Origin of the sequence: Pedobacter psychrotolerans (assembly GCF_004340665.1) — a bacterium.
In the GTDB taxonomy this organism is placed as follows: Bacteria; Bacteroidota; Bacteroidia; order Sphingobacteriales; family Sphingobacteriaceae; genus Pedobacter; species Pedobacter psychrotolerans.
The window spans coordinates 126,943-147,468 of the sequence record NZ_SLWO01000005.1; the positions used below are offsets into that span (position 1 = coordinate 126,943).

Sequence of the window (20,526 nt, forward strand, 5' to 3'; positions counted from 1 at the left end):
CTGCCTGTGTAACCATAAGCAAGACAATCATAGCGGTAATCATTGCGATTAAACCAATTCACTTTAAAGTATTTACATCAAAACTACCGAATTTGAGTGAAAAACTTTAACTTTGCATCCTTAATTTTTTGAGGTACTTGATTGATGTATAGCGAATTTAAACAATTGGAACTGGCCAAAATAGGACAGGAAATACTGGATTTCTGGAAAAAGGAAAACATCTTTGAGAAGAGCATTTCTTCCCGTCCGAAATCTAATCCGTTTACCTTTTACGAAGGTCCGCCGTCGGCCAATGGCATGCCGGGGATTCACCACGTGATGGCGCGTGCAATCAAGGATATTTTTTGTCGCTATAAAACCTTAAAAGGCTATCAAGTTAAACGTAAAGGTGGCTGGGATACCCATGGTTTACCAATTGAACTTGCTGTGGAGAAAAAATTAGGAATCACCAAAGAAGACATCGGTAAGAAAATAAGTGTTGATGAATACAATGCAGCTTGCCGTACCGAAGTGATGAGATATACCGATGTTTGGAACGACCTGACTGAAAAAATGGGCTATTGGGTTGATCTTGAAAATCCTTATATCACTTACGAAAACGATTATATTGAAACCCTTTGGTGGATCTTAAAGCAACTTTATAACAAAGGATATTTATACAAAGGGTATACCGTTCAGCCCTACTCGCCAGCTGCTGGTACAGGTTTAAGCTCGCATGAGTTGAACCAACCAGGTACGTATAAAGATGTGAGCGATACCACAATTGTAGCCCAGTTTAAAGCAATTAATGAAACTTTACCTGAAGCATTAAGTGCATTTGGTACGGTTCACTTTTTAGCATGGACAACTACTCCATGGACATTACCCAGTAATACGGCATTAACCGTAGGACCAAAAATCGACTATGTATTGGTTAAATCGTTCAATCAATATACATTTGAACCAATTCAGGTAGTATTGGCTAAAGCCCTGGTAGGGAAACAATTTGCCGGAAAATACTTTTTATCAGAAAACGGTGAAGATTTCAATAACTTCAAAGCTGATGACAAAAAAATCCCTTATACCATTCTAGGAGAATTTGCTGGTGCAGATTTAGTAGGCATTAAATATGAGCAATTATTGCCTTATGCATTGCCTTATCAAAATGCTGAAAATGCTTTCAGGGTAATATCAGGAGATTTTGTAACCACCGAAGATGGTACAGGTATCGTTCACACCGCACCAACTTTTGGTGCTGATGATGCACGAGTAGCGAAACTGGCTACCCCTGAAGTACCACCAATGCTGGTATTGGATGAAAAAGGAAATGCTGTCCCTTTAGTGGATTTACAAGGAAAGTTTATCGCTTCTTTAGGTGGTAATTATGGCGGTAAATACGTTAAAAACGAATACTATAAAGATGGCGAGGCACCAGATAAATCTGTCGATGTAGAGTTGGCTATCCAGTTAAAAGAAGAAAACAAAGCTTTTAAGGTAGAAAAATACGTCCACACTTATCCACACTGTTGGAGAACTGATAAACCGGTATTATATTATCCTTTAGATAGCTGGTTCATTAAAACCACCGCTGTAAAAGATAAAATGGTGGAACTGAATAAAACCATCAACTGGAAACCAGAATCAACCGGAACAGGTCGTTTTGGCAACTGGTTAGAGAATTTAGTTGACTGGAATTTATCCCGCTCCCGTTATTGGGGAACTCCCCTACCCATCTGGCGCACTGCCGATGGTTTAGAAGAGAAATGTATCGGCTCAATAGCAGAATTAAACACCGAAATTGCAAAATCTATAGAAGCTGGTTTTATGCCCGCAGGTTTTGAATTAAAAGATATGCACCGCCCATATGTTGATGACGTGATTTTAATTTCATCAAAAGGCGAAAAAATGACTCGTGAAACTGACCTGATCGACGTTTGGTTTGATAGCGGCGCCATGCCTTATGCACAATGGCATTTCCCTTTTGAAAATAAAGAAGAATTTGCAAATGCTTATGCTGCCGATTTCATTGCAGAAGGTGTTGACCAAACCAGAGGTTGGTTCTTTACTTTACATGCACTTGCTGTAATGTTGAGTGAAGCCAGTGATGAGATTAAGGAAGTAAATACTAAAACGGGTAATCCTGGTGTTGCTTTTAAAAATGTGGTTTCAAATGGATTGGTACTGGATAAAAATGGCAACAAAATGTCTAAGCGATTAGGCAATGCAGTTGATCCTTTCAGCACCATTGAAACCTACAGTGCTGATGCGACACGCTGGTACATGATCAGCAATGCATCCCCTTGGGATAACCTGAAATTTAGCCTGGAAGGATTGGATGAAGTGCGCCGTAAATTCTTCGGAACACTATATAACACTTATGCCTTTTTTGCTTTGTATGCCAACATCGATAAATTTGAAATCGATAAAAATAATTTAAGCAAAGTTGCTGATAGAACAGAGTTAGACCGTTGGATTTTATCACTATTGCAAAACTTAATCAACGAAGTAGATGAGGCTTATAATACTTATGAGCCTACAAAAGCATCAAGAGCAATCCAAACTTTCGTAGATGAACATTTAAGCAACTGGTACATCAGGTTAAGTCGCCGCCGTTTTTGGAAGGGTGAAATGACAGATGATAAACGTGCTGCCTATGAAACGCTTTACACCTGTTTAGAAACTTTGTCGCAATTAATGAGCCCAGTAGCCCCATTCTTTGCAGACTGGTTGTACAGAAACCTTACCGTTACAGATGCATATGCGGAACAATCCGTTCATTTAACTTTATGGAATGAAGCAGACCAAAGCTTAATTGATTATGATTTAAATGAACGCATGGTTTACGCCCAGGATATTTCTTCGATGGTTTTATCATTGCGTAAAAAATCAAGCATCAATGTTCGTCAGCCATTAGAAAAAATCTTAATCCCATCTTTAAATGGAGATTTCGAGCGTAAAATATCAAAAGTTGCTGATTATATCCTTTCGGAAACCAATGTTAAGCACATCGAATTTATTACCGATACGCACGGCATTGTGAAGAAAAAGTTAAAGCCAAACTTTAAATCGTTAGGTAAAAAAGTAGGCAAGGACATGAGCATTGTAAAGGAGGCTTTGGAAAACATGACTCAGGATGATATCCAACGCCTGGAAGTTGATGGTTATCTGAATGTTTTCGGCAGTGATAATATTCAACATGCGATCGATTTAAACGATGATGTAGAAGTTTTTGCAGAAGATATACCGGGATGGCAAGTGACTAATCTGGGCAACTTAACGGTGGCTCTAGATGTAACGATTTCCGAGGAATTGAAACAAGAAGGACTTTCACGCGAACTGGTCAATAGAATCCAGAATTTACGTAAAGAATTAAACTTTGAAGTAACAGATCGGATTAAAGTAGCTTTACAAAATGATAACCTCGTGGCTACAGCAGTTGCTAAAAACAAGGCCTACATTTGCGCTGAAATTTTAGCCGATGAATTTGAATTAACAGATACTGGTTTAGACGCAAACAAAATCACCATTGATGATGTTGAATTAAGCATTTCAGTAACTAAAATATAAATCCATATATTAGAAAACTAAATTAAAAACATGGAAAACAGCAACAAAACGCGCTACTCAGACAGTGAGCTTCAGGAATTTAAAGAATTAATTCAAGATAAATTACGCAGTTCTAAAGAAGAACTAAATGCATTAACCTCATCATTGAGCAACCCGAATGCAAATGGCACTGAAGATACTTCTGGAGCTTATAAAACATTGGAAGATGGTTCTGCAACAATGGAGAAAGAACAAATCAATCAGTTAGCTGCACGTCAGAAAAAGTTTATTGATAACTTAGAGAATGCATTGGTTCGAATCGAAAACAAAACTTATGGCATTTGCCGAGAAACAGGTAAATTAATTCAAAAAGAACGTTTACGTGCAGTTCCTCATGCCACTTTAAGTATGGAAGCAAAATTAAAACAGAGTTAATGAAAGGCTATACAAAACCTTTACTTGTTATCTTTTTGGTTTTACTTGCTGACCAGTTGCTCAAAACCTGGATTAAAACCAATATGTACCTGGGCCAGGAGTTTAATATTATTGGTAAGTGGTTCATTATCCATTTTACTGAAAATAATGGTATGGCCTTCGGTATGGAGTTTGGTGGAGAATTTGGTAAGCTTGCTTTATCATTGTTTCGCATTGCTGCCGTTGCTGGTATTGGATACGGCCTTCATTATTTAATCAAACATAAATACCACCGTGGTTTAATCTTAAATGTTGCGCTGATTTTTGCAGGTGCTTTAGGAAATATCATAGATTCGGTTTTTTATGGAAAGATTTATGGCTACGAAACCTGGTTCCATGGCCGCGTGGTAGACATGCTTTATTTTCCAATTGCTGAAGGACACTTCCCGAGCTGGATTCCGATTTGGGGAGGAGATGAGTTTGTTTTCTTCAGACCTGTTTTTAACCTTGCTGATGCCGCAATCTCTCTCGGTGTAATACTAATCCTTACTTTCCAAAAAAACTACTTTAAAGAAGATGTTAAGGATGAGGTGAGCATTAATAGTGAAATTGTAGAAGATTAAGCGAATTACAATTGAAACCTATAGTTAGACAGTAATAGCTTTAAATAATTACAGGTCCGTTTCTTTACTGAAATGGGCTTTTTTGTTTTATTAATTTAGGTTTAAAAAAGTTGATAACTTTAATAGCACAATAGAAAAGAAAGTTATCAACTTTAAATTCCTAACCATGTCGATTAATGATAAATTTCTTCAATCTGTCCTACTTAAAATTAGGAAATCCAAAGCAACAAACCGCTTATCAGGTTTTAACCAGAAATAGTGTACTAGAGAAGCTGGCGGAGTTTACACCAATTTTAGTGGGAACCATCCCAATCAACATTGATATAGAAAGTAGTGATTTGGATATCATTTGTTATGTTCAGGATAAAGAAAAATTTAAGTATTCCTTGTTAAATTATTTTCACCATGAGAAAGGCTTTACAATTTCAGAAAATCAAACTTTTGATGCTGTTAAGGCAAATTTCTGCATAGAAGATTTTGAAATTGAAATCTTTGGTCAAAACATTCCTACTACAGAACAAAATGCCTATCGCCACATGGTGATTGAACATCAATTACTACTAGAAAATGGCGAAGACTTCAGGCTAAAAATTATTGACTTAAAAATGCAGGGATACAAAACGGAACCAGCTTTTGCAAAGCTACTGGGTCTAACTGGAAATGCTTATGAAGTACTTTTAAACTTATGGTAAAAAGATTTTAAGCGATCCTATTATAGAGATTACTTTGTCGTGTCTCCTCGCAAAGACGACCTGTCGTAGTTATTTAGAATACGAACATTAAAAAAATCTGGTTGTAACGTCTCGCCATGAATAAACGAATAAAGCGGGGGTCGAATTAAGATTGCTTTGTCGTGTCTCCTCGCAAAGACAACCGTTCATAGTTGGCGTATTCAATACCCGGGTGCCTCAACAAAAAAGCCTTCGATTTTTCAACCGAAGGCTTCTTATATATCAAGCTCTTTATAGGGATTTAGGGTTTATACACCTAATAATAATCTGGCTGGATCTTCCAATAGTTGTTTTACACGAACCAGGAAACCTACAGACTCACGTCCATCGATAATTCTATGGTCATAAGACAATGCAACATACATCATTGGACGAATAACCACCTCACCTTTTTCAGCAATTGGACGCTCAACAATATTATGCATACCTAAAATAGCAGATTGTGGTGCATTAATAATAGGAGTTGACATCATTGAACCAAATACACCACCGTTTGTGATCGTGAAAGTTCCACCTGTCATTTCTTCGATTGTTAATTTACTATCACGTGCTTTCAATGCCAATGTTAAAACTGATTTCTCAATTTCTGCAAGCGACATACTTTCAGCATTACGGATAACCGGAACAACTAAGCCTTTTGGTGCAGAAACAGCAATTGAAATATCTGCAAAATCATTGTAAATCAATTCCTCACCTTCAATACGGCCATTTACAGCAGGAAATTCTTTTAATGCAACTGTAACGGCTTTAGTAAAAAAGCTCATAAAGCCTAAACCTACACCGAACTTTTCTTTAAACTGATCTTTATATTTTCCGCGTAAATCCATAATTGGTTTCATGTTCACCTCATTAAATGTGGTTAACATTGCGGTTTCATTCTTAACGGCTACTAAACGTTTTGCAACGGTTCTGCGAAGTGGAGACATTTTCTCGCGACGTTCAGCACGTGCACCAGCTGGAGAAGCAACCGGAGCAGGAGCAGCAGCTTTAGGCGCTTCAGCTTTTTTAACGGTTTCTGCTTTTACTGCATCTTCTTTAGTAATGCGTCCATCAACACCTGTACCCTTTACAGCACCTGAGTCAATTCCTTTTTCTGCAAGAATTTTCCCTGCAGCAGGAGAAGGCGTACCCGTAGCATAAGAGTCTTTAGTTACTACTGCTGATTCTTGAGTCTTTGGCGCTTCATCCGGTGCAGGTGCATCAGGCTTAGGACTTTCAGCTTCTGACTTAGGACTTGCAGCAGCACCACCATCTTCAATATTACAAACTACTGCGCCTATGGCTAATGTATCACCTTCAGCGGCTATGGTTTTTAAAGTTCCAGCTTGTTCTGCGGTTAATTCGAAAGTAGCTTTGTCTGATTCTAATTCAGCAATAACTTCGTCCATCTCAACAACATCACCATCGTTCTTTATCCAACGTGATAAAACAACTTCTGTTATCGACTCACCAACTGGTGGAACTTTGATCTCTAAACTCATATTTTTAAAATTGTAATTTTTGTTGTTATATGTTTAAGATTCAAAAGCTGGAATGTTCTAGACTTTAAATCCTAAACCTTCTACTTTCGAATCTTTGCTTTAAAATTAATCTGCCTCAGCTAATTTCTTACTGGCTTTTTTAGTTTCATCTTTAACTTCTTCTTCTTTAACAGAAACTTCTAATGCTTTCGCTAAAATATAGGTTTGTTGCTTAGCATGTTGTTTAGCAAAACCTGTAGCGGTACTGCTGCTTTCTTTTCTCGAAATCACATCTATACCTTTTAAGCCTGTTTTATACAATTTGCGGAACAAATATGGCCATGCACCCATGTTTTCTGGTTCTTCCTGTACCCAGAAAATTTCGTTTGCATTTTTATATTTTGCCTTGATGGCTTCCATTTGATCAACTGGCGTTGGATATAATTGCTCAACACGAACTACAGCAACGTGTTTTACCTGATCTGCCTGTTGTTTTTCTAATAATTCGTAATAAATTTTACCACTACAGAAAACAATGCGGCTAACCTCATCAACATTTACGTTTATGTCATCAATAACCTCTTTAAAGCCACCATCGGTAAACTCTTCTAATTTGGATACACAAGATGGATGACGCAATAAACTTTTTGGAGAGAAAACCACCAAAGGTTTACGGAAATCACGTTTAAACTGACGGCGTAACACATGGAAAAAGTTAGCTGGAGTAGTACAGTTTACCACTTGCATGTTGTAATCAGCACAAAGCTCCATAAAACGCTCAATACGTGCTGATGAATGCTCAGGCCCCTGACCTTCATAACCATGTGGCAATAACATTACCAAACCATTTTCGCGTTGCCATTTGGTTTCAGCACTCGCTATATATTGATCGACAACAATTTGTGCTCCGTTAAAGAAATCGCCGAATTGTGCTTCCCAAATGGTTAAAGCATTAGGATTTGCCATGGCATAACCATATTCGAAACCTAAAACGCCATATTCTGATAAGTGAGAATTGTAAATATCAAATGGTGCCTGCTGATCTGAAATATTTGCTAATGGTACGTATTCTTCCTCGCTATCTTCTAAAGTTAAAACCGCATGACGGTGAGAAAAAGTACCACGTTCTACATCCTGACCGCTTAAACGGATGCGTTTACCTTCTGATAACAAAGTACCATAAGCCAGTTGCTCGCCCATTGCCCAGTCGAAAACGTTGGTTTCGTTAACCATTTTTGTACGCTCTGCAAAAAGTTTTTCAATTTTTTTGAAGAACTTCTTATCCGATGGTAAAGTGGTAATGCGCTTACCAATTTCTAATAACGTAGATTTTTTTACAGCCGTAACAGGAGAGGTTTCAAAATCTTTAGGTGTCGCCATCCGCAAATCTGCCCAGGCACCACCAAATTTAACTTCATCTTTACTTGCTACAAATTCTTTAGCTTCATTTAAGCGCTCCTGTAAAATTCCACGGAAATCTTTTTCCATTTCTTTTGCCAGGCCAGCTTCCAGTTTACCTTCTTTAGTTAACTGATCGATATATATTTCCCTTGGATTAGGGTGTTTTTCGATGGTTTTGTACAATAATGGCTGAGTAAATTTAGGTTCATCAGACTCATTATGACCGAAACGACGGTAACACAAAATATCAATAAAAACATCATTTTTATATTTCTGGCGATATTCCATTGCCAAATTAATGGCGTAAACCAATGCTTCAGGATCATCTCCATTCACATGGAAAACTGGTGATAAGGTCACCTTAGCAATATCTGTACAGTAGGTACTTGTACGTGCATCTTTATAATTGGTAGTAAAGCCGATCTGATTATTAATCACAAGGTGAATAGTTCCACCAGTTTTATAACCTTCTAGACCTGCCATCTGAATCACTTCATATACAATTCCCTGTCCAGCAACAGAAGCGTCGCCATGAATTAAAATAGGTGCTAAACGGCTATTGTCTCCACCATATTTAAAATCAATCTTCGAACGGCTCATTCCCTCTACCACGCCATCAACTGTTTCTAAGTGTGATGGATTTGGGCAAAGACTTAAGTGAACACTTTTTCCGGTAACCGTAGTCACATCTGTAGAGTAACCTAAGTGATATTTTACGTCGCCTCCAAATGGGGTATCAGGATTATAACTCTTACCTTCAAACTCAGCAAATATGTCCTTATAGGTTTTCTGCATGATATTCGCCAGTACGTTTAAACGACCACGATGCGCCATACCAATTACAAATTCTTCAATTCCTAAATCTGCACCTTTTTCGATTACCGAATCCAATGCAGGAATTAAAGCCTCTGCGCCTTCTAAAGAGAAACGTTTCTGTCCCAAAAATTTGGTTCCCAGAAAGTTTTCAAAACTTACCGCTTCATTTAATTTTTTTAGAATACGTTTCTTCTCATCAATTGAGAAGCTTGGCGTATTACGGGCACTTTCCATCTTTTGTTGAATCCAGTTCAACACATCCGGTGTACGTAAAAATTTATATTCAGCACCAATTGAACTGGTGTAAGTTTGTTTTAGAAAAGCAACAATATCTTTCAACTTTGCTGCGCCAATACCAATTTCAACACCTGAGTTAAAAACTGTTTCCAAATCGGCATCAGAAAGGCCAAAGTTTGAAAGATCTAAAGTCGGTAAATGTTTGCGTCTTTCGCGAACAGGATTGGTATGTGTAAATAAATGACCGCGACTTCTATAACCGTCAATCAGGTTTAAAACACTAACCTCTTTTAAAAACTGTTCAGGTGTTTCTACATTTACTGCAGAGGTCTCGGAATTTCTTCCGAAATCGAAACCTTCAAAAAACTTTTGCCAACCAAACTCAACTGATTCAGGATCTTGCTGATATGACTGATATAAAGAATCTACATATTCGGCGTTAGCGCCGTTGAGATAAGATAAACTATCCATTATTAACTGTTTACTATAAGCATTACAAAAGTAGAATTTTACCTTATATAATTGGCAAAAAACTGGATTAATTGCACAAAAAAATTATTTAGAAACATTCTGACATTTAGCAAAATTATGGCTGCATAAAATCAGATTTTTATTGCTTATAAGTTAAAGCAAAACCCAGGCCAGTATTTATAATTGAAAGAGAGAATGAAAGAATAAGAAACTGAAGTAGAGATTGAGTGAATGATACATGGCACGATCCGAATCCCATTCAATAATTCACTAACTCAATAATTCTTTAATTTAATCATTCCGAAGCCCAGGTTAATGCATAATTTCCTTTGGGATCTAAGTTCTTAATATTCTTATCCATATCAATTACGCCTTTTGACTTTTGATCATTACCTACTCCTGCGATATTGGCCCAGTTACCCCAATTACTAGCTGGATTATAATCGATAAGTTTCTCTTCAAAATAGGCAGCTCCGAATACCCAGCTTACCTCAAGATTATTAACAAGATAAAGCGCGGTGGTTTGCCTGGCAATATTAGATATGAATCCGGTCTGATTCAACTCAGTCATTACAGCATCAACAACAGCAAACCCAGTCTGACCAGTTCTCCATTTATTGAAATTTTCCTGCTCATTTTCGATGTCTACCAACCCCTGACTTCCAAAACCATTTGGATTAAAAAAGGTATTGCCATATTTTTTGAACATAAACCGGAAATAATCCCGCCAAAGCAAGCCTAATAAAATATGATTAAACATGGCCTTTGTATTTGGCATGCCTTCAATTTTCTTAATCTCCCAATATACTTTACGTGGAGACAGGCAACCCATCGCCAGCCAGGCAGAAAGTTTAGAAACCAGAATGAGATTTTTAGATGTTGCAGCTTGTTGCATAGCCACAATAACCTTTTGTAAATGCACCAGTCCTTCGGCTTCACCTCCTTCAAACTCGAAATCGGATCTTTGATCTTTTTGCTGGTGAAGCAAGCCCAGCTCTTCCAAAGTAGGTAGTGTTCCCCAATCAATTACCTCAGCAACATTAATTCGATCTGGTGAAGGAAAGCAAGGTTTTATAATGGAATCACGTTCGATTTTTTTCTTAAACTGATTAAAAGCATCAGGTATATCTTTAATAGGAAAAGGTAAATCTTCTTTATTGTATAAGGTATGACCAATAAAATGTTTAAGGTTGATGCGTAACTTCCAAAGGGCATTTTCTACCAGTGTAGATACATGTGTTTCTTCTCTAGCTACCTCCCGGTGATGATATACTTCAGTAATTTCATATTCTTGAATCAACTGTGGAATAATTTCTTCCGGGCTACCAGTTGCAATTAATAAATTCCCTCCAATCTGCTTTAGCGCAGCTCTGAGTCCGAGTACACTTTCTAATAAAAAATGTGCCCTGATGCTCCCAGTTTTTAATGTCCCATACTTTGTCACTCCAAACTGGCGGGGATCTAAAATATAAACGGGTAAAATTGAATCTGACTTAGCGATCGCCTCCACAAGCAATTCATTATCATGCAAACGAAGATCATTTCTAAACCATACTAAAATTTTTTTGGACATATTTTATCGGAAATGAAATTATTGGGGTGAACACAAATTTATCTTATTTTTCTTTGGCATCAAAAACAAGCAAAATTCTTTACACACAGTAAACAATATGAATCGATGTTATGGAATGTTGGCAAATCATTCATCTTAAATCTAAATATTGAATCCAACACACCCAAAAAACCAGAAGAATGAAACGAATTCTAATCACACTGTTATTTCCATTAAGTGTTTTTGCCCAGCAACAAATTAAAACCAAAGCAAATTTAGAAAGTGTAACTGTTTACAATAACGGTGCACAACTTACACACTCAGGAAGGGTTAATCTTCCAGCAGGAACATCCGAAATCGTAATAAATAACATCTCTGGTCGGGTGAACGAAAACTCTATTCAGGTAGGCGTTTCTTCAGGTGTAACCATTTTATCCGTTCAGTTTAACCGCGATTTCCTGAATACTGATGCCGCAAATCCTGAAATTAAAAAACTAGGTGATAGTGTTAAATTAATTTCAGCCGATTTAATTAAAACCAAAAACTCAAAAACTATTGAAGAACAAACACTGGCCTTATTAGATGAAAATAGAAAATCTGGCGGAACCACTTCGGGCACCAATGTGACGGAATTAATGAAACTGACTGAATATTATCGTACTAAAAATGCCGAAGTAAGAAATGCGATAGCCGCACTCAGCATTATTGAAGATAAACAAACTCAGAAACTGAATGCTTTACAGCAACAAATTGCAGAGCTAAGAGATCATCCTAATCAGCAACTTGGTCAATTGGTTTTACAATTAATGGCAAAAACCAATATAGATGCCAATTACAATCTATCATATATTACACCGAATGCAAGCTGGTTAGCCAGTTACGACATCAAATCCACCAGTACCTCCAAGCCGCTTGAAATAGTTTACAAAGCGGCCATTACACAAAATACTGGTTTAGACTGGAAAAAAGTGAAGCTTTCTTTATCAACCGGAAATCCGAATTACAATATTACGGCACCAACCTTAAATCCATGGTTTGTTTCTACCTATGCTCAAATGCAAAAAGCTTTGATGGGTAGAGTAGCAGGCCTTGAAGTTGCTGATCAAAAACTAAATGAAACAATCGTTCTTAGGGGAACAAATAGCCTCCAAAAACAAGCAATGCCTGCACCTTCTACCGTTAACAATTATACTTCCGTTAACGAAACTCAATTGGGTGTAACTTTTGATATTGACATTCCTTACGATGTAAATAGCGACAACAAACCACACACCGTTTCTTTTAAAGAATATGAAGTACCAGCGAAATATAAATATTATGCCGCACCAAAATTAAGCACTGATGCCTATTTATTAGCTGATGTGATTAATTGGGAAAAGTTAAACCTTCAAGCAGGAAATGCCAACATTATCTTTGAGGGGACATATACAGGCAAATCATACATCAACCCGGCCAATATTCAGGACACGTTAAGTCTGAGTATGGGTAAGGATAAGAAAATCATTATTTCGAAAGAGAAACAGGAAGATTTTAGCAGCACTAAATTTATCGGTGCCAACAAAAAACAGCTGTTTACTTACCTGATCAAAATTAGAAATACCAAAAAAGAAGCAATTGATTTATCACTAAAAGATCAATATCCCTTATCAACTGAAAGTGATATAGAAATTGAATTATTAGACAGTTCCGGCGCCGAAGTTAATAAGGAAACAGGAATGCTATCCTGGCAGTTAAAAATTGCACCTAACGAAACCAAAACCATTAAGTTGAGTTATGCGATAAAGGCTCCAAAAAACAAAGTTATTTCTGGTTTGTAAAAAAAATAACCAATAATATCTGATGAATACAAGCAATGCATTGATATTCATCAGATACTATTATGCTTAGTCTTTAGTCTTTAGTCTTTAGTCTTTAGTCTTTAGTCTTTAGTCTTTAAGAAAACCCTTTTGCATGTTTTGTGTTTTAAAACCATGGCAAAAAAGATTCTGATTACAGGCGCTACCGGACTTGTTGGAACTGAACTCAAAAAACAGTTGTTAAATCAAGGTTATGAGGTCAATACACTGTCCCGTAAAGATAATAATGATCCAAATAATTATCTCTGGGATGTTTACAAAGGAGAAATTGATGCGAACTGTTTAAATGGTGTTGATGCGATAATCCATTTGGCAGGAGAACCAGTAGCCGAAAAAAAATGGACTGAAGAACGTAAAAAGCAAATTATCGACAGTAGGGTAAAATCTACAGAATTACTTTTTAAAGCCATAAAACTTAAACCCGAACATCAGATAAAATCTTTCATTTCTGCTTCAGCGGTCGGCTACTATGGCGATTGCGGCGATGAGATTTTAACAGAGGAAAGTCAAAACGGCTATGGCTTTTTAGCAGAATGTTGTAAGTTATGGGAAGATGCTATTGATCAAGGTAAAAAATTAAGTCTACGCATTGTAAAGCTCCGTACCGGAATTGTTTTAAGTACAAAAGGTGGCGCTTTACCTCAATTGGATCAACCTGTGCGTTTATTTGCCGGTGCTGCTTTAGGAACTGGCAAGCAATGGACACCGTGGCTTCATATTGATGATATGGTAGCGATGTATATCTATGCGTTAGAAAACTTCAATATGGAAAATAGCTATAACGCCTGTGCGCCATTTCCAGTCACTAATGAAGGATTAACCAAAGCGATTGCCAAACATTTACATCGCCCTTTTTGGCCAATTAAAGTCCCGAGAAAAGGAATTGAATTGTTAATGGGCGAGAGAACTGAAGCCGTAATGATGAGCAATAATACCTCTGCACAAAAAATACTAGATGCTGGTTTTAAGTTTAAATTTACCCATCTTGATGATGCACTGGCGAATTTATACCTGCATAAATAGTCTGGCAAAAGCAATATCATAAATCATAATAAATGAAGAAAACAATTAGTATCTTTTGGTTCCGTCGTGATTTACGTCTGGAAGATAATGCCGCTTTATATCATGCTTTACGAGGTAAAAATCCGATTTTACCGATTTTTATTTTTGATCAGAATATTTTAGATAAACTCGCAAAGGACGATGCCAGGATAACATTTATTTACCAGACTATTGAAGATTTAAAAAAGACACTTCATAAAAATGGATCTGATTTATTGGTGAAATATGGCAAGCCTGAAACGGTATGGCCTGAGGTGTTAAAAGAATATGATGTTGCTGAAGTATATACCAATCATGATTATGAACCATATGCCCGCGAGCGGGATGATAACATGGCAGAGTTTTTAAGGAGTGAAAATATTGAATTTAAGACTTTTAAGGATCAGGTTATTTTTGAGAAAGGAGAGATTTTAAAGGCTGATCAAACACCTTATACCGTTTTCACACCATATTATAAACAGTGGCACGCCAAACTGAATGACTTTTCCACGAAAGCTTACCCAACTAAAAAACATTTTAAAAATTTATTAGACATCAAACACCTGCCATTGCCCAGCCTGAAGGAAATGGGTTTTGAAGTAAGTAGATTGCAATTTCCAAAAATCGAATATAAAAGTAAACTTGATGATTATGCAAAGGAACGCGATTTTCCGGCTGTAGAAGGTACTACTCGAATCGGTTTACATCTGCGTTTTGGAACCATCAGTATTCGTAAGTTAGCTAAAGATGCCATTGCCGCTAATTCTAATGTATGGCTTTCAGAACTGGCCTGGCGGGAATTTTACATGATGATTTTATGGCATTTTCCTTATTCAGCCTCTGATTCTTTTAAAAAACAATACGATAAAATTAAATGGCGCAATGATGAAAAGGAATTTAAAGCCTGGTGCGAAGGAAATACGGGATATCCGATTGTTGATGCTGGAATGAGACAACTTAATGAAATCGGCTGGATGCATAACCGTGTACGCATGGTTACTGCAAGTTTTTTATCAAAGCACCTCTTAATCGATTGGCGATGGGGTGAAGCTTATTTCGCCAATAAGTTGCTGGATTATGAGATGGCAAGCAACGTGGGTGGATGGCAGTGGGCGGCTGGATCAGGTAATGATGCTGCACCTTATTTCAGAGTCTTTAATCCTGAGTTACAGACCAAAAGATTTGATCCTAAATTCGAATACATTAAAAAGTGGGTACCAGAGTTTGGGACAAAAAAATATGCCCAACCAATAGTTGAGCATAAATTTGCAAGGGAAAGGGTTTTAAAAGTTTTTAAAGAGGCGTTAAGTTAGTAACCAAAACCTGGAGCATCAGGAACACCGCCAGTTGTAAACCGACCAGTTCCTGTAACAGAGCTACAGTACCCTGGAAAAGATGGCATATTATAAATAATTGGCCCCGTAACTCCTTGAATGGCATTAAAGCTTCCATTAAAACTATAAGAATTAGGTATTGATAAATTATGTGTACTAGTAAATTTCAAATTAACTCCATTTGAATAATAATCAGTTTCATTGGATCGCCATCCTCCAAATGTTTTTTTGAGCTCTTGAAGAACTACAAAATATAAACGACATGAACCAAATTCTACTAAGTTTGGTGGCGGAGTATTTTCAACCCATAATTCAACATATAAACGTCTCTTATTATCTCCACTATAAAATAAATACTGCGATACCATTCCATTGCCAAATGCTGAATTACCTTGAGGCGGTGCCAATGATTGAGCGTTTCGAACTGACATAAGAAGTTTTTTAATTGGTAAAACTTTTATATCTGTTGAATTTTTTAGTTCAGATAGATTTTTATGAGCACCTGTATAAAGTATTAAACTGCTCTCGTTTGTATATTTTCTAAATTGATCTCCTATTTTTAATTCACCAGAATTATTAGTTATAATCGCCGAAAATGGAGTTCCGAACTTATAAGTTAATGAGCTATCAGGTCTGATCGAGATTAAATCAGAATACTTCTTTTTAAACGAATTAAACGATTCGGAGCTATTTACATTAGCATATTCATTTTGTGCTTTTAGATAAGTACTTCGGTAAGAACTAAATCCTACTAGTGTTTTTTCCCAAGCATCTAATTGATGAGGCGAATAATTAATTATAATATTTTCTAAAGAATCAAAAGCTTTTTGATCTCTAAATTTCAAATAGCCATTCTCAATGCTAATAGCATTGGACAATGATTTATTCTCATTTACACTTTCCACGACAGCATCCTTTTTACAGGAATAAATAGATAATACGCATATAGAAAGTAATACTATACACTTTAATTTTTTATTGTTTCTCATATTTTATTTGTAAACTTTACCTTACATAGCAAACATACAACTAAATATTTAGTAATAAGAAATTATTTAATCTTTGTCAAAAAGCACCAAAACATTAATTTAATATTTAAAAAAAATACCAAACTTACTAGTTGAGCATAATTATTAGAACTAAAAGAATGTGAAGTATTTAAAAAGAGATACTATTTAATTAGTAACGCTTACAATTTCAATATCGAAATCTAAAGGCGTTGTTCCATTTCCTAAATCAGCGGGAATAATTAAACGAAGTTTTCCTCCAGCAGTTACTTTGCCTGGTAAAATTAATTGCCAACCTTTATATAATTCAAATAAAGAGCTAGTTATTTGACTTGATGATTGTGCTATTTCGGTACCATCCAAATACCTAACTACATAGTTTACTACTATTGTAGAGTTTAAATTTATAGCATCAGTTCCAGTTCCTGGAGTTATAATACTGTAACGAGCTCTTGATTCATCTTTAATTACAGTTAAATTATTATTTGAAATAAATTTATTAATTTCTAATTCGTCAATTTCATGTCTTTTGGATTGTGAGTAAATACCTAAATCAACAAGGATGTTTGCATTTGATTCAATATTTAAGCTGCTAATGCCATTTTTACCAAAAGCAAGATTAGAAGGCATGATTAAAGTTGCTTTCCCACCTCTATTTAATTTTGTAAGCACCTCTCTAATTGGAGTTAACAAATATTGTGTCTGGTTGAAAGTAAATCTGTCCGTATAACCTAAAAAATTACTAGGAATCATTAGATCGGTAGATTGATAAAAAACAGTTCCTGATAAAGTTCTAAAACTATATGAATAATATACAGAATCTGAATTTTTTACGGCGGCACCAGAACCTTGTGCACTTATATTATAGTAATAGCCCGTTGCATCTTTAGTATATTTGACATTGCTTGCTTTGATAAAAGTCTGAATTGCGGCATCATCAACCGTTTCGATTGAATCATATTCTTTTTCGCAAGCGCTGAAAAGTACTGTAGCCAATAAACCTAAGCAAAGGCCAAGTTTGGTAAATTTGTTCATCTAATTTGAAACTTCTGTAAGTGTGATATTAAAATCTAGTATAGAATTGGCAGGAATACTGGTACCTTGTGCCGTATTTCCATAGCCATAATAGGAAGGTATAATTAACCTGATTTTCCCTCCCTTTTGAATTTTCGGAATTCCAATTTGCCATCCGGCAATGATCCCGCCTAATGTAAATGTAATTGGATTTCCTTTTGAGCTGTCAAAAATAGTTCCGTTAAGTAGTCTACCTTCGTAATCAGCTGTAATTCTGGTATTGTTAGTATAGCTGATACTTCCTGTTCCTGGCTCAATAATCTGGTAAAAAACGCCAGATTGATCTTTAACAGCCTGAATGTTATTGGCATTTATAAAAGCCCTGATAGCAGTAGTATCTATGGTAAACTGTGGTGCAGGATCATAAGTTTCGAACGCCTCGTTTTTATTACAAGCAGCAAAGCAACCCGTAAGGCAAACCAACATTACAATATATCTGAACTTTAGCATCATTGGCAAAAATAAGCTTTTAATACGGTTGCGCCAATTTTTAACCAATTTTAACATTCCAGATAAAATCCAGTCAGCGTACTAAAGTTATTTAGCATCTGATAGTTGAATCGTAAAATCCAATACAGAATTCCCCGGAATCGGACCGGTGGCACTGCTTCCATAACCAAGACCTGGAGGAATAATTAACCTGATCTCGCCACCTTTCTGAATTTTCGGAATGCCGATTCTCCAGCCTTGAATTAATTGTGAAAGCACAAAAGTTTGTTCTTTACCACCACCATTGTCAAACACACTACCATCCAGCAATCTGCCTTCGTATTTGATCGTGATACTTGTATTTGCGGGATAAGTAAAGGTTCCACTTCCTGGTTTGATGATTTGATAATATAATCCAGAAGCATCTTTAGTGGCTGGGATATTATTCTTCTCAATAAAATTGGTAATTTGCTTATCTGAATCTTCATCCTTCTTACAGGAATTTAGCGCCAAAGCCAGAAAAAATAAAATAGTGAGTTGTTTAAATTTAAGCATCCGTAAAAATAGGGTTTAAATGCATAACTCTACCTATTTCAGGATTGATTGATTACAAAAAGTATAACTCATAAAGCTCTTTAAATTAAAACAAAAAAAAGGTTTAGCGCACAGGATATATCCATCCCATACGCCAAACCTTTAAATGCTAATTGCTAAAAAGCTAAAAAATATATTTATTTGCTTCAACTAACTGTTGTGCCACTCTTTGGCGTGCATCTTTTACGTTAAAAGGCTCTAATTTAGTAAATCTGCGTAAACCCACTAACATCATACGTTGCTCATCACCTTCTGCAAAAGCCCAAAGCGCTTCTTTACCAGCTTTGGCTATCCCATCCACCGCTTCAACCATATAAATTCTGAGTAAATCTAACTGACCTGCTGTAGCCTCCTCACCTTTTGTCGCCACCAACTTTTCTGTTCTTAGTAAAGCAGATTCCAGCACATAAACATAACCTGCCATATCAGCAATATTCATCAGGATTTCCTGCTCTTTGCTTAATGTCATCATGAGTTTTTGCACGGCGGCACCAGCAACCATTAAAGTTGCTTTTTTAAGGTTAGCCAATACCTTTTTCTCCGCAGCAAATAACGTAGTGTCTTCTTCTCCAAAATCAGGGATGCTCATTAATTCGGCTGCCACTGCTGTTGCCGGCCCCATCAAATCGAGTTCCCCTTTCATGGCACGTTTCAACATCATATCAACTGTTAACAATCGATTGATTTCATTCGTTCCCTCAAAAATTCTATTGATCCGGGCATCACGATAGGCCCTGTCCATCGGTGCATCGGCACTAAAGCCCATACCACCATAAATCTGAACACCTTCATCCACTGTATAATCCAGCGCTTCGGAACCCCAGACTTTTAAAATCGCACATTCAACCGCAAACTGCTCTACAGATTTTAACCTGGCTTTACCAGATTCCATTCCACCAGCAACCAGTTGGTCATAAGTATCATCGATATTCTGTCCAGCCCTGTAATTTGCCGCATCAACAGCATATAGTTTTGATGCAATCTCTGCAATTTTGAAACGAATGGCACCGTATTTTGAAATCGGGCGACCAAACTGACTGCGTTCATTCGAATAATTAATGGCTGTATTTAGTGTTGCTTTAGAAGCACCAATTGCTGCTGCAGATAATTTAATTCGTCCGATATTTAAAATGTTTACTGCGATTTTAAAACCATTTTCCCGATCGCTCAGCATATTCTCTACAGGCACAGGACAATCATTAAAGAAAACCTGACGGGTTGATGAACCCTTGATTCCCATTTTATGCTCTTCAGGGTTCATGGTGATACCACCAAAATCTTTCTCTACAATAAAGGCAGTTAAATTTTTATCATCATCTATTTTGGCAAAAACAATGAAAATATCTGCAAAACCACCATTCGTGATCCACATTTTTTGTCCGTTGATAATGTAATGTTTACCATCTTCACTCAACTTTGCCTTGGTTTTTCCAGAGTTTGCATCCGAACCTGAATTTGGTTCAGTTAGGCAATAAGCCGCTTTCCATTCACCAGAACCTAACTTTGGAATGTATTTAGCTTTTTGCTCTTCATTACCATAATAGAGGATTGGCAAAGTGCCGATTCCGGTATGCGCAGAAAGTGCCACAGCAAAAGAGTGACCTGCGCCCACAACATCAGCAACCAACATCGAAGTATTAAAGTTTTTACCAAAACCGCCATATTCTTCTGGAACAGAAACACCTAAAATTCCCAACTCACCAGCTTTAGTTAAAAGGGTTGGCATTAATTCAGGATCTTCCTGCTTATCAATTTTATCTAAGTTAGGGTAAACTTCAGCTTCCAGAAAATCACGACAAGTTTGCGCAATCATCTGCTGCTCTTCATCAAATTCTTCAGGGATAAATACATCCTGGTAAATGGTTTCCTTAATTAAGAATTCACCACCTTTAATTGTTTTTTTTTCTGCTGTTTCCATTGTTTTAGTATCTAGTAGCGAGTATCAAGTATCAAGACTGGGC

General features: G+C 36.7%; 15 protein-coding genes. 7 read left to right on the forward strand and 8 right to left on the reverse strand.

The window, feature by feature from the left end:
* The first annotated feature begins 144 nt into the window (after positions 1–144).
* The 4 genes from ileS to EV200_RS13710 all read left to right on the forward strand — a co-directional run bounded on the left by ileS (position 145) and on the right by EV200_RS13710 (position 5,254).
* Entirely contained in the window at positions 145–3,546 is a 3,402-nt protein-coding gene (gene ileS, locus EV200_RS13695; protein ID WP_132533549.1) for an isoleucine--tRNA ligase, read from the forward strand.
* A gap of 30 nt (positions 3,547–3,576) precedes the next feature.
* The gene (locus tag EV200_RS13700) at positions 3,577–3,960 is read left to right on the forward strand and encodes a TraR/DksA family transcriptional regulator (protein ID WP_029286865.1); all 384 of its coding nucleotides are present in this window, start codon (positions 3,577–3,579) and stop codon (positions 3,958–3,960) included.
* Positions 3,960–4,562, forward strand: coding sequence for a lipoprotein signal peptidase (locus EV200_RS13705; protein WP_132533551.1), 603 nt, complete (start codon positions 3,960–3,962; stop codon positions 4,560–4,562). Before EV200_RS13700 ends, EV200_RS13705 begins: the two co-directional genes overlap by 1 nt.
* 176 nt (positions 4,563–4,738) lie before the next feature.
* Entirely contained in the window at positions 4,739–5,254 is a 516-nt protein-coding gene (locus tag EV200_RS13710) for a DUF4269 domain-containing protein (RefSeq protein WP_132533553.1), read from the forward strand.
* Between the two features lie 287 nt (positions 5,255–5,541).
* Here EV200_RS13710 and odhB read toward each other — a convergent pair whose 3' ends face one another.
* The 3 genes from odhB to EV200_RS13725 all read right to left on the reverse strand — a co-directional run bounded on the left by odhB (position 5,542) and on the right by EV200_RS13725 (position 11,251).
* A complete protein-coding gene (odhB, locus tag EV200_RS13715) occupies positions 5,542–6,774 on the reverse strand; it encodes a 2-oxoglutarate dehydrogenase complex dihydrolipoyllysine-residue succinyltransferase (protein WP_132533555.1) in 1,233 nt (410 codons plus the stop codon).
* Between the two features lie 105 nt (positions 6,775–6,879).
* Positions 6,880–9,678, reverse strand: coding sequence for a 2-oxoglutarate dehydrogenase E1 component (locus EV200_RS13720; RefSeq protein WP_132533557.1), 2,799 nt, complete (start codon positions 9,676–9,678; stop codon positions 6,880–6,882).
* A gap of 295 nt (positions 9,679–9,973) precedes the next feature.
* Positions 9,974–11,251, reverse strand: a complete 1,278-nt coding sequence (locus EV200_RS13725) for a DASH family cryptochrome (RefSeq protein WP_132533559.1) — start codon at positions 11,249–11,251, stop codon at positions 9,974–9,976.
* A gap of 179 nt (positions 11,252–11,430) precedes the next feature.
* On the opposite strand from EV200_RS13725, the gene EV200_RS13730 reads away from it, so the two are divergent.
* From EV200_RS13730 to EV200_RS13740, 3 genes are all read left to right on the forward strand, one after another.
* On the forward strand, positions 11,431–13,047 hold the full coding sequence (locus tag EV200_RS13730; protein WP_132533561.1) for a DUF4139 domain-containing protein: 1,617 nt from the start codon (positions 11,431–11,433) through the stop codon (positions 13,045–13,047).
* Between the two features lie 153 nt (positions 13,048–13,200).
* The gene (locus EV200_RS13735) at positions 13,201–14,109 is read left to right on the forward strand and encodes a TIGR01777 family oxidoreductase (protein ID WP_132533563.1); all 909 of its coding nucleotides are present in this window, start codon (positions 13,201–13,203) and stop codon (positions 14,107–14,109) included.
* 32 nt (positions 14,110–14,141) lie between these two features.
* Positions 14,142–15,440 carry a cryptochrome/photolyase family protein gene (locus EV200_RS13740; protein ID WP_132533565.1) on the forward strand — a complete coding sequence of 433 codons (1,299 nt, stop codon included), beginning with the start codon at positions 14,142–14,144 and terminating at the stop codon, positions 15,438–15,440.
* Here EV200_RS13740 and EV200_RS13745 read toward each other — a convergent pair.
* The 5 genes from EV200_RS13745 to EV200_RS13765 all read right to left on the reverse strand — a co-directional run bounded on the left by EV200_RS13745 (position 15,437) and on the right by EV200_RS13765 (position 20,483).
* On the reverse strand, positions 15,437–16,450 hold the full coding sequence (locus EV200_RS13745; protein WP_132533567.1) for a hypothetical protein: 1,014 nt from the start codon (positions 16,448–16,450) through the stop codon (positions 15,437–15,439). The genes EV200_RS13740 and EV200_RS13745 overlap by 4 nt on opposite strands.
* Positions 16,451–16,636: 186 nt before the next feature.
* On the reverse strand, positions 16,637–17,503 hold the full coding sequence (locus EV200_RS13750) for an FKBP-type peptidyl-prolyl cis-trans isomerase (protein ID WP_132533569.1): 867 nt from the start codon (positions 17,501–17,503) through the stop codon (positions 16,637–16,639).
* Positions 17,504–17,995 (reverse strand): FKBP-type peptidyl-prolyl cis-trans isomerase, encoded by a 492-nt coding sequence (locus EV200_RS13755; protein WP_229676836.1) that lies wholly within the window; start codon positions 17,993–17,995, stop codon positions 17,504–17,506. It abuts the gene before it with no gap.
* Positions 17,996–18,079: 84 nt separating this feature from the next.
* Entirely contained in the window at positions 18,080–18,526 is a 447-nt protein-coding gene (locus EV200_RS13760; protein ID WP_132533573.1) for an FKBP-type peptidyl-prolyl cis-trans isomerase, read from the reverse strand.
* A 163-nt stretch (positions 18,527–18,689) separates the two neighbouring features.
* Positions 18,690–20,483 carry an acyl-CoA dehydrogenase family protein gene (locus tag EV200_RS13765; protein WP_132533575.1) on the reverse strand — a complete coding sequence of 598 codons (1,794 nt, stop codon included), beginning with the start codon at positions 20,481–20,483 and terminating at the stop codon, positions 18,690–18,692.
* Between the last annotated feature and the right edge of the window lie 43 nt (positions 20,484–20,526).